Source organism: Providencia sp. SP181 (genome assembly GCF_050446505.1).
GTDB classification, from domain to species: domain Bacteria; phylum Pseudomonadota; class Gammaproteobacteria; order Enterobacterales; family Enterobacteriaceae; genus Providencia; species Providencia vermicola.
Map to the genome: position 1 here is coordinate 287,358 of NZ_JBBPXM010000007.1, position 11,083 is coordinate 298,440.

The window sequence follows — 11,083 nt, forward strand, 5'->3', positions numbered from 1 at the left end:
GAGGGAAAGATGTCAAATATACCAAAAGTGCTGGTGGTCTATGCCCATCCAGACCCTGATGAATCTATCGCCAACAAGGCATTGCTTGATGCGGTGCGTGATTTTGAACATGTCACGGTACATGATTTATACGCGACATACCCCGACTATTTTATTGATGTGACCGCGGAGCAAAAGCTGTTGTGCTTGTATGATGTGATTGTTTTTCAGCACCCGCTCTATACTTATAGTTGCCCCGCATTGTTGAAAGAGTGGTTTGACCGCGTATTAACTCGCCGTTTCGCCACCGATATGGGGTATCAAAAATTAAAAGGCAAATATTGGCGCTCGGTGATTACAACAGGGGAACCTATCCATGCCTACCAACACGATGGGTACAACCGTTACCCTTTAACAGAAATACTTCGTCCATTTGAATTGACCGCATTAATGTGTGATATGCAATGGCTGGAGCCGACTATTATTTATGCGGCACGTCGGCAGCCTAAAGCCCATTTTCAACAGCTTATTGATGACTACCGTCAATGGATACAACAACCGCTGAGTGCGGGAGGGCTTTCCTAATGTCAGATATGGGGCTATTTGAATCTGTTATCATTTTCCTCTGCGCGGGTGTCATCATGGTACCCATTGCCCAGAAAATTCGTTTGGGCGCGGTACTTGGGTATCTATTGGCAGGGATTATGATTGGGCCATTTGTACTTGGCTTTATCCATAATGTTGATGATATTTTGCATTTCTCTGAAATGGGCGTCGTGTTTTTAATGTTCTTAATTGGCTTAGAGTTAAAACCCTCTAAGTTATGGGAGCTGCGGCGTTCGATTTTTGGTGTGGGCACCGTTCAAGTTGTGGTCACCGCAGCAATCATGGCATCACTACTGTTTCTTGCCAAATTTTCATGGCAAGCCGCCATTGTGGGTGGGCTGGGGATGGCAATGTCATCAACAGCGATGGCACTGCAACTGATGAACGAAAAGGGCATGTCCAATAAAGAGAGCGGTCAGCTTGGTTTTTCTGTTTTGCTATTCCAAGATATGGCGGTGATCCCGATTATGGCATTGATCCCCTTATTGGCAGGGGATACGGCAACCAGCGACTGGCAAAAAATTGGCTTAAAAGTTGTTGCTTTTTTTGGGTTATGGGTGGTTGGTCGCTACTTATTACGTCCGATGTTTAGGCTAGCTGCAAAATCGGGTGTGCATGAAATTTTTACCGCCGCTGCACTCTTAGTGGTATTAGGTTCTGCGTTGATTATGGAAAGCCTCGGTTTTTCGATGGCGTTAGGTACCTTTATGGCAGGAGTCATGTTAGCGGAAACAGAATTCCGCCATGAATTGGAAATCAACATTGAGCCATTTAAAGGCTTATTGCTGGGGCTGTTTTTTATCTCTGTAGGGATGTCGCTTAACTTACAAGTATTGTGGACTTATTTACCTCAGGTATTGATCGCCGTGGTGGTCTTAGTGGCAGTAAAAGCGTTGGTGCTGTATTTGCTTGGTTTTGCTGCACGGTTGCGTAATGGCGCTCGAGCCCAATTTTCTGGTGTCTTAAGCCAAGGCGGTGAATTTGCCTTCGTTATTTATGCGACGGCTTTTGGGGCAAGTGTCATTGATGAACGCCAAATGGATCTTTTGCTGGTGGTGGTCACACTTTCGATGATGACAACGCCACTTGTGATGCAGCTGATAGATGCTTATTTGAACTACCGATATAATCAGCAACCTGCATCCAGTGAAAAGCCATTTGTGGAAGATAACGACCCACATGTTATTTTGGTGGGCTTTGGCCGTATGGGGCAAGTGGTTGGGCGTTTATTAATGGCCAATAAAGTCAAAATCACGGTACTTGAACAAGATGTGACTGCGATTGGCACAATGCGTCGCTACGGTTATACCGTGTATTACGGTGATGCGCGAGAGCTGCAATTACTGCGTTCAGCGGGGGCTGATAAAGCCAAAGCCATTGTGATCACCAGTGATGTGCCTGAGGAAGTGATGGAAATTGTGCGAATTTGCCAAGAAAACTTTCCTAACTTGCATATTATTGCTCGAGCAAAAGGCCGTCTGGAGGCACATGAATTATTGCACAGTGGCGTGACCGACTTTAGCCGTGAAACATTTTCTAGTGCTTTGGAGCTCGGTAGCAAGGCATTAATTAGTACCGGTATGCATCCACACAAAGCCTACCGGGCAAAACAGCATTTCCGTCGCTTAGATATGCGCATGTTACGGGATGTCTATCCCGAAAGCGAAAATAGCGATAGCGGGCAAATTTCACGTGTAAAAGAAGCGCGTCGTGAGCTCAATGAGCTATTTGAAAAAGAGATGCAAAGAGAACACCGGCAGCCACATAGCTGGAACAATGAACAATAAGGGTAAGAAATGGCTTCAACACGTAAGCGTTTTATTGCAGGCGCGACCTGCCCGAAATGCCAATCACAAGATACGTTGATGATGTGGCGTGAAGATAAAATTGATGTGGTGGAGTGCGTCAACTGTGGCGACCAACAACGCCAAGCGGGGGAGGTTGCCACCGAGCACGTAAGGCAAAAAGAGCAGGTGATTGGTATTTTTACACCTGAATAAGAGAAATTTGTCAATTCTCAATACATCATCATTGTTTTTCGGTACAATTGGCAAAAAATTTTCCCCTTACGGGTAGTAGGAGATGTCATGAAAGTAGCAAAAGACTTGGTGGTCAGCTTGGCTTATCAAGTAAGAACAGAAGACGGTGTTTTAGTTGATGAGTCCCCGGCAAGCGCGCCACTGGACTATTTGCACGGCCGTGGTTCTTTAATTTCTGGTCTAGAAAAAGCGTTAGAAGGCCGTTCTGTTGGTGAAAACTTCGATGTTGAAGTGGCTTCTGACGATGCATACGGTCAATACGATGACAACTTAGTTCAACGCGTTCCTAAAGATGTCTTTATGGGTGTTGATGAGCTGGAAGTTGGCATGCGTTTCTTAGCTGACACTGACATGGGCCCAGTTCCTGTCGAAATCACAGGGATTGAAGGCGACGAAGTTATCGTTGACGGTAACCACATGTTAGCAGGTCAAAACCTGAAATTTAATGTTGAAGTCATGGGCATCCGTGAAGCAACAGAAGAAGAAATCGCACATGGTCACGTTCATGGCGCAGATGGTCACGACCATGACCATGACCACGACCACGAAGGTGGTTGCTGTGGCGGTGGCGGTCATAGCCACGGTTCAGAAGGCGGTTGTTGTGGTGGTGGCGAAGGCCACGGCCATGGTCACAAACAAGGTGGCTGCGGTTGCCACTAATACGCTGTATTAGTGTTTGTTTTAGAATAAAAAAAGGAAGCGAAAGCTTCCTTTTTTGTCGCTATCAATAATGTGGCGGCGGTGTTTCTTCTTCTGGTCGCGCCAAATGGGAATCTTGCGACGATTTCAGCCTTTCCGTGACGATGCGTAAATGTTCCTGCATCCGCGTCAACTGCATTTGCTGGTCAGTAATCACTTGATTTAGCTGTTCGATAGCTAATTCTTGGAAAGCCACTTTGCTTTCTAAAAGTTCTAAACGTTGTTCGAATGAATGAGATGAGTCCATTTTCGACTCTCCTTAGGCGTTTTCATCATAATCAAACCATCATAATAACCGAACATTACAAATCAACAGATAAGTTTTAGTTAAACATATAGGCGATGAAACCTCTTTTTGTTAATGTTGTCTGAAGAAATGATTATACTGTTTCTATCACAAATAAATAATGAGACCCAAAGCACTAGGGGCATTATCATAAAATGAATGGTTAACATTGGGTTTACTATTCAAATAGGTTCGCATTAAAATCATCGGAGATTAGGATGAAATCACTGTTTAAGGCAAGTCTTCTGGCAACAACGTTGGCACTTACTTTCACTGCTCCGCAAGTTATGGCAGCGGAAGCCAAAGCACAAAGTAGCGCATTTAAAAATGCTGAAGAGCGTAATGCTTATGCACTGGGCGCTTCTTTAGGTCGCTACATGCAGAATTCATTAGAAGAACAAAAAACTATTGGTATTAACTTGGATAACGCACAACTGTTGGCGGGTGTTCAAGATGCATTCAATGGTAAAAGCAAAATGACCGATGCAGAAGTTGAAGAAACCCTGCGTCAGTTCGAAGGGCAAGTTAAAGCAGCTGCCGATAAAAAAATGAAAGACGAATCAGCCAGTAATGAGAAAAAAGGCGCTGAATTCCGTGAAAAATACGCTAAAGAAAAAGGCGTAGTGAAAACCAAATCTGGCTTACTGTACAAAATTGAAAAAGACGGTACAGGCGCTAAACCTAAAGCAGATGAAACCGTTGTCGTTCATTACAAAGGCTCTCTGATTGATGGTACTGAATTTGATAGCTCTTACTCACGTAACGAGCCACTGACTATCCCATTAAACTCAGTCATTAAAGGCTGGACTGAAGGTTTAGTCAACCTGAAAAAAGGCGGCAAAATGCAGTTAGTGATCCCAGCTGATTTAGCGTATGGCGAAAACGGCGTTCCGGGTATCCCAGCTAACTCAACTTTAGTTTTTGATGTTGAATTATTAGATATCAAACCAGCGGCTAAATAAAATAGATTTTAGTTGTCATCAAGCCCGAGGCATTTGTCTTGGGCTTTTTTGTTTATATGTATTCTTCATCAATTAGGTACAGTTACGACAATCGTTGAACCAAGAGGTGCATATCCTCTTAACCGAATATAATCACTCCCAGCGCCATCGCCTTCAATTGTGTGGTTTCCTGGGCCTAGTGTTTGCACTGTGGAGGTATTAGGGCCATTCATAAACTTAATTTGCACATCAAAAGGCCCCATTGTTAAAGGATCTCTAAAATCATATGAGACAGTGTATTTATATTTGCCAATGTAAGATTGAATCGGGTACCAATTAGATCATTTGCCAAATTGAGCGAAAATTAAGATATCTTTGTTTCCTGCCATGAAAGCTCCTTATTTAAAAATAAAGAAAATGCAGTGTATAATACGGTTAAAAATATAAACGTTTTAGGTGAATTTCTAATGATATGGAAAGGCGTAAAATATGAAATATCAATATTTGATAAATAGAAAACAAAAAGGTTAATCACATCAACGATTAATGTTAATGAAATGGCTAACACAAAAATACGTTTAAATATGGATTTAATATGTAATGAATAATTTAGCACAGAGGTAAGTAGCAGTGAGCGCATTACCATAATCAGTAAGGTAAAGACGATTGAATAGATAGTCAGCTTATCAACATGTATTGTGACAACACCAGTGATGAGCAGTAATAAGTCGTATATTTCACTAAATGAAACTATTAGGAAGTAAATAATTAGCATGTAGATTTTTCGTTTAATCAAAATAAACCTCATTAATTAATTTGGCATGTGGATAGAATTACATCATTATTAAGTTTGAATAATTGAATATAATATTTTAATACTATTCTGGCCAAATAAAATGGTAAGGAATTATAATTTTATAGTTTTAATTATGGTTTCGATTTAAATGTATTATTAATGAAAACTCATTAAAGAGAATGGAAAATTTATATTTACCGGCAAGTAAGTTGTTTTTTTCGTTATAAATTATGCGGAATCAAGGCTTATGATCCAGTTTTAGATAAGTCACTGCCTGGCGTGGCAACAACGTCTAACCGTGGTGAATTTTTGGCAAAAAAATCCCCAAATTGTTTAAAACTTGTGATAAAACAGACTGTCTTGCATTCATTCGCTTGACGGCGACGTCTTGGAGTTTTAACTTCAGAAGACTCTATTTTATTATTTATCATCACAATTGTTGATTATACGCGGTGCAATAAAGGCAAATTAGTCGAATAATGAATGCCTTATTAGTCAACTGGATGAAATGTTTACATTAGAAGGATGATGTTGAAAATGTCAGATTCTTTACAGTCACACGACCTCAGCGATATTAATATACTGGATAACCAGCCTTTTGCTGAAACCGACCACGAAATCTTAAAATCATATGAAGCGGCGGTTGATGGCTTAGCAATGCTAATTGGTGGGCACTGTGAAATCGTTCTTCACTCATTGGAAGACCTGAATTGTTCTGCGGTGAGGATTGCTAACGGCCAGCACACAGGGCGTAAAATTGGCTCTCCAATTACTGACCTTGCGCTGCGTATGCTGCACGATATGGCAGATGAAGAATCTAGCGTCTCTAAAGCTTACTTTACTAAAGCGAAAAGCGGCGACTTAATGAAATCAGTGACGATTGCGATTCGCAACCGTAAGCAGCGTGTCATTGGTTTGTTGTGCATCAATATGAACTTAGATGTACCTTTCTCCGAAATTATTCAATCGTTTGTTCCAGAAACAAAACAAGAAGTGACTTCAGATGTAAACTTTGCTTCATCCGTTGATGATTTAGTTGCTCAAACATTAGAATACACCATTGAAGAAGTGGGCGCAGACCGTAACGTATCGAATAATGCGAAGAACAAACAAGTGGTTCTGAATTTGTATGAAAAAGGTATTTTCGATATCAAAGATGCGATTAACCAAGTTGCAGATCGCTTAAATATCTCAAAACACACCGTTTATTTGTACATTCGTCAGTTTAAGAGTGGTGAATGAGTCACGCTAATCCATTAACGTACTGCATCTTGGTGACGGGCCCAGCATATGGGACGCAACAAGCTGCAAGTGCGTATCAATTTGCCAAAGCCCTTCTCGAAGAAGGGCACACGTTAAAAACCATATTTTTTTATCGTGAAGGCGTGCTGAACGCAAACTTACTCACATCCCCCGCAACGGACGAGTTCGATTTACTCACGGCTTGGCAGCAATTGGCAAAAGACGCTGGTTGTGAGATGCATATTTGTGTTTCTGCGGCGTTACGGCGTGGTGTAGTTGATCAAGAACAGGCTCAAAACTTATCATTACCAGTCAATAATTTAGCGAGTGGGTTTATGATGAGTGGGTTAGGTAGCTTAGCGGAAGCCATGATGACAGCAGATAGAACCCTTCAATTTTAAGAAAGTAAGGTATCCCGTGAAAAAAATTGCCTTCGTTTTTACGACAATGCCCCATGGAAATGCAAGTGGGCGAGAAGGGTTGGATGCCTTGCTGGCAACATCTGCATTAACGGATGAAATTGAGGTGTTTTTTATTGCTGATGGCGTCTTTCAACTGCGAGTAAACCAACAACCTAAAGCCATTCTTGCGCGGGACTATATCGCAACATTTAAAATATTACCGCTATATGACATTGAAAATATTTATCTTTGTCGGGAATCCCTTCGGGAACGTGGGTTACCTGAAAACGGTGAGTATGTTGTTACGCCTAAAATCCTCAACCCATGTGAAATTCAGCTAAAATTAGCCGCTTGCGATGTGGTGTTGAAATTTTAATCGATTGTTCGTATTTTAAGCTTGGGTTGCGTTTTGATCTATAGTAGGATCGTTTCTATGCTTTATACATTAGCAACATCTCCGTTTAACTGTGATTTTTCGGCTATACTTCGCCTAATGACAGATAAAGACGCGGTTTTATTGATGCAAGATGGCGTGGCTACTGCAATATCACAGTCACCTTTCCTTGATGCATTACAAAAAACGGGGGCACAATTATATGCCTTGGATGTCGATATTAACGCTCGAGGGTTGCAAAATACCCTATCACCCGCCGTTTCTGTGATCACATATCAAGGTTTTGTGAAGCTAACAGAAGTCCAAAAACAACATTTTGCCCTATAAAGGCACTAAAAGTTGTATATTTCTTGACACCTGACTCAGTCGGCAATAAAATTTCGCGTCCTCGTGTATCGTCATGTTGGCGAACGAGGTCAAAATCCGTGTTTACGAAGCAAAAAAACCAGGAGCTTTTTTAATAATGGCAACTATTAATCAGCTGGTACGCAAATCTCGTAGCTCGAAAGTTGTGAAAAGCAACGTTCCAGCACTGGAAGCTTGCCCGCAAAAACGTGGCGTATGTACTCGTGTATATACTACCACTCCTAAAAAACCAAACTCAGCATTACGTAAAGTATGCCGTGTTCGTTTAACTAATGGTTTCGAAGTATCTTCCTACATCGGTGGTGAAGGCCACAACTTGCAGGAACACTCCGTAATCCTTATCCGTGGCGGTCGTGTTAAAGACTTGCCAGGTGTGCGTTATCACACCGTTCGCGGCGCACTGGACTGTTCTGGTGTTAAAGACCGTAAGCAAGCTCGTTCTAAATACGGCGCGAAAAAACCTAAGGCTTAATGGATTACCGTTAAGTAAGGCCAAACATTTTAATCTTAATGTCAAAATACTCTCGTAGAGTTTTGGACAAACCTGAATTAACAACGGAGTCATATCCATGCCACGTCGTCGCGTAATAGGTCAACGTAAAATTCTTCCAGATCCTAAGTTCGGATCAGAATTACTGGCCAAGTTTGTAAATATCCTGATGGTAGACGGGAAAAAATCTACTGCTGAAGCAATCGTATATAACGCACTTGAAACCCTTGCTCAGCGTTCTGGTAAAACTGAACTTGATGCATTCGAATTAGCACTGGATAACGTGCGTCCGACTGTGGAAGTTAAATCCCGCCGTGTTGGTGGTTCAACTTACCAAGTTCCAGTTGAAGTTCGCCCGGTTCGTCGTAATGCCCTGGCAATGCGTTGGATCGTTGATGCTGCTCGTAAACGCGGTGATAAATCTATGGCACTTCGCCTGGCAAATGAATTATCAGACGCTGCTGAGAACAAAGGTTCCGCTGTTAAGAAACGTGAAGACGTTCACCGTATGGCAGAAGCTAACAAGGCGTTCGCACACTACCGTTGGTAATAATTTCTTACCTACATTAGTGATGTATCTCAGGGTAGCCATTTGCTACCCTTTATATGAAGCATTGAACGCCCACGAGAGAGGAAAAAATGGCCCGTCAAACGCCCATAGCACGTTATCGTAATATCGGTATCAGTGCACACATCGACGCCGGTAAAACCACAACTTCTGAACGTATTCTGTTCTATACTGGTGTAAACCATAAAATTGGTGAAACTCACGAAGGTTCTGCAACAATGGACTGGATGGAGCAGGAGCAAGAGCGTGGTATTACTATCACATCTGCAGCGACTACTGCATTCTGGTCTGGTATGGCAAAACAGTATGAGCCACACCGTATCAACATCATCGACACCCCGGGACACGTTGACTTCACAATCGAAGTAGAACGTTCTATGCGTGTTCTTGATGGCGCAGTAATGGTTTACTGTGCAGTTGGTGGTGTTCAGCCACAGTCTGAAACTGTATGGCGTCAGGCTAACAAATATAAAGTTCCACGTATCGCGTTCGTTAACAAAATGGACCGTATGGGTGCGAACTTCTTACGTGTTGTTGAGCAATTAAAAACACGTTTAGCAGCTAACGCAGTTCCACTGCAATTACCAGTCGGCGCAGAAGAAGCGTTCACAGGTGTTGTTGACTTGCTGAAAATGAAAGCAATTAAGTGGAGCGATGAAGACCAGGGCGTTACCTTCGAATACGAAGATATCCCTGCGAGCATGCAAGAAGCAGCTGAAGAGTGGCACAACAACCTGATCGAAACCGCAGCAGAAGCATCAGAAGAACTGATGGAAAAATATCTGGGCGGTGAAGAACTGACTGAAGCAGAAATTAAAGCTGCATTACGTCAACGTGTTCTTGCAAGCGAAATTATCCTGGTTACCTGTGGTTCTGCATTTAAGAACAAAGGTGTTCAGGCGATGCTGGATGCAGTGGTTGATTACTTACCTGCGCCAACAGATGTACCTGCAATCAATGGTATTCTGGATGACGGTAAAGACACACCTGCAGAGCGTCACGCAAGTGATGATGAGCCATTCTCATCATTAGCATTTAAAATTGCAACTGACCCATTCGTTGGTAACTTAACGTTCTTCCGTGTTTACTCTGGTGTTGTTAACTCAGGTGACACAGTTCTGAACGCAGTGAAATCGAAAAAAGAACGTTTTGGCCGTATCGTTCAGATGCACGCTAACAAACGTGAAGAGATCAAAGAAGTTCGCGCTGGTGACATCGCGGCGGCAATCGGTCTGAAAGACGTAACTACAGGTGATACTTTATGTGCAGTTGATGCGCCAATCATCCTGGAGCGTATGGAATTCCCAGAGCCAGTAATCTCTGTTGCAATCGAACCAAAAACTAAAGCTGACCAAGAAAAAATGGGTATCGCATTAGGCCGTCTGGCTCAAGAAGACCCATCATTCCGCGTATCAAGTGATGAAGAGACTAATCAGACTATCATCGCTGGTATGGGTGAATTGCACTTGGACGTTCTGGTTGACCGTATGCGTCGTGAATTTAAAGTTGAAGCGAACGTTGGTAAACCTCAAGTTGCTTACCGTGAAGCAATCACTGCTAAAGTGACTGACATCGAAGGTAAACACGCGAAACAGTCTGGTGGTCGTGGTCAGTACGGTCATGTCGTTATCGATATGTTCCCACTGAACAAAAACGATAAAGACGGTCTGCCAATGGACTACGAATTTGTCAACGAAATCAAGGGTGGTGTAATTCCAACTGAATACATCCCTGCGGTTGATAAAGGTATCCAAGAGCAGCTGAAATCTGGCCCATTAGCTGGCTACCCTGTTGTTAACATGGGTGTTCGTCTGCATTTCGGTTCTTACCATGATGTTGACTCCTCTGAACTGGCGTTTAAACTTGCGGCTTCAATCGCGTTTAAAGATGGCTTCAAAAAAGCTAAACCTGTTCTGCTTGAGCCAATCATGAAAGTCGAAGTGGAAACACCAGAAGACTACATGGGTGATGTTATTGGTGACCTGAACCGTCGTCGTGGTATGATTGAAGGTATGGATGACCTGCCTACTGGTAAAGTCGTTCGTGCACAAGTACCATTGTCCGAAATGTTCGGTTATGCTACTGACCTGCGTTCTCAGACACAAGGTCGTGCTTCATACTCTATGGAGTTCCTGAAGTACAATGAAGCACCAAACAACGTTGCACAGGCTGTTATCGAAGCTCGTAACGCTAAATAATCGATTTTAAATCGGTTAACTACTTTAATTTAAGTTCCTTCTTTATCGTGAAGAGGGAACTCCATAAGGAATAGAGTC

General features: G+C 42.6%; 13 protein-coding genes and 1 pseudogene. 12 read left to right on the top strand and 2 right to left on the bottom strand.

From position 1 onward, the window contains the following. Positions 1-9 precede the first annotated feature (9 nt). The 4 genes from kefG to slyD all read left to right on the top strand — a co-directional run bounded on the left by kefG (position 10) and on the right by slyD (position 3,284). Positions 10-564 (top strand): glutathione-regulated potassium-efflux system ancillary protein KefG, encoded by a 555-nt coding sequence (gene kefG, locus AABS66_RS14240; RefSeq protein ID WP_206084810.1) that lies wholly within the window; start codon positions 10-12, stop codon positions 562-564. After that, positions 564-2,372, top strand: a complete 1,809-nt coding sequence (kefB, locus tag AABS66_RS14245; protein ID WP_206084809.1) for a glutathione-regulated potassium-efflux system protein KefB — start codon at positions 564-566, stop codon at positions 2,370-2,372. Before kefG ends, kefB begins: the two co-directional genes overlap by 1 nt. Before the next feature lie 9 nt (positions 2,373-2,381). Further along, positions 2,382-2,585: a YheV family putative zinc ribbon protein gene (locus AABS66_RS14250; RefSeq protein ID WP_206084808.1), complete on the top strand. Its 204-nt coding sequence runs from the start codon at positions 2,382-2,384 to the stop codon at positions 2,583-2,585. An 87-nt stretch (positions 2,586-2,672) separates the two neighbouring features. Next, the gene (slyD, locus tag AABS66_RS14255; protein ID WP_430225063.1) at positions 2,673-3,284 is read left to right on the top strand and encodes a peptidylprolyl isomerase; all 612 of its coding nucleotides are present in this window, start codon (positions 2,673-2,675) and stop codon (positions 3,282-3,284) included. A 64-nt stretch (positions 3,285-3,348) separates the two neighbouring features. On the opposite strand, the gene AABS66_RS14260 is transcribed toward slyD, so the two are convergent. Continuing rightward, a complete protein-coding gene (locus AABS66_RS14260; RefSeq protein ID WP_206084806.1) occupies positions 3,349-3,570 on the bottom strand; it encodes a SlyX family protein in 222 nt (73 codons plus the stop codon). 257 nt (positions 3,571-3,827) lie between these two features. Between AABS66_RS14260 and fkpA the strand changes: the two genes are divergently transcribed. Continuing rightward, positions 3,828-4,571 carry an FKBP-type peptidyl-prolyl cis-trans isomerase gene (gene fkpA, locus AABS66_RS14265; RefSeq protein WP_206084805.1) on the top strand — a complete coding sequence of 248 codons (744 nt, stop codon included), beginning with the start codon at positions 3,828-3,830 and terminating at the stop codon, positions 4,569-4,571. Positions 4,572-4,639: 68 nt separating this feature from the next. Here the strand turns inward: fkpA and AABS66_RS14270 are convergent. After that, positions 4,640-4,879: pseudogene (locus AABS66_RS14270) on the bottom strand (colicin Z C-terminal domain-related protein); the annotation flags it as partial. 1,004 nt (positions 4,880-5,883) lie between these two features. Here AABS66_RS14270 and AABS66_RS14275 point away from each other — a divergent pair. From AABS66_RS14275 to fusA, 7 genes are all read left to right on the top strand, one after another. Further along, complete coding sequence (locus AABS66_RS14275) at positions 5,884-6,588, top strand: helix-turn-helix transcriptional regulator (RefSeq protein ID WP_206084803.1); 705 nt, start codon at positions 5,884-5,886, stop codon at positions 6,586-6,588. Beyond that, entirely contained in the window at positions 6,585-6,989 is a 405-nt protein-coding gene (gene tusD / locus AABS66_RS14280) for a sulfurtransferase complex subunit TusD (RefSeq protein WP_206084802.1), read from the top strand. Before AABS66_RS14275 ends, tusD begins: the two co-directional genes overlap by 4 nt. A gap of 16 nt (positions 6,990-7,005) precedes the next feature. Beyond that, positions 7,006-7,365 carry a sulfurtransferase complex subunit TusC gene (tusC, locus tag AABS66_RS14285; RefSeq protein WP_206084801.1) on the top strand — a complete coding sequence of 120 codons (360 nt, stop codon included), beginning with the start codon at positions 7,006-7,008 and terminating at the stop codon, positions 7,363-7,365. 57 nt (positions 7,366-7,422) lie between these two features. Further along, the gene (tusB, locus tag AABS66_RS14290) at positions 7,423-7,710 is read left to right on the top strand and encodes a sulfurtransferase complex subunit TusB (protein WP_206084800.1); all 288 of its coding nucleotides are present in this window, start codon (positions 7,423-7,425) and stop codon (positions 7,708-7,710) included. Between the two features lie 136 nt (positions 7,711-7,846). Next, the gene (gene rpsL / locus AABS66_RS14295) at positions 7,847-8,221 is read left to right on the top strand and encodes a 30S ribosomal protein S12 (RefSeq protein WP_004265905.1); all 375 of its coding nucleotides are present in this window, start codon (positions 7,847-7,849) and stop codon (positions 8,219-8,221) included. A gap of 97 nt (positions 8,222-8,318) precedes the next feature. Next, positions 8,319-8,789, top strand: a complete 471-nt coding sequence (rpsG, locus tag AABS66_RS14300; protein WP_004262486.1) for a 30S ribosomal protein S7 — start codon at positions 8,319-8,321, stop codon at positions 8,787-8,789. A gap of 89 nt (positions 8,790-8,878) precedes the next feature. Then, positions 8,879-11,005 (top strand): elongation factor G, encoded by a 2,127-nt coding sequence (gene fusA / locus AABS66_RS14305; protein ID WP_206084799.1) that lies wholly within the window; start codon positions 8,879-8,881, stop codon positions 11,003-11,005. Positions 11,006-11,083: the final 78 nt, after the last annotated feature.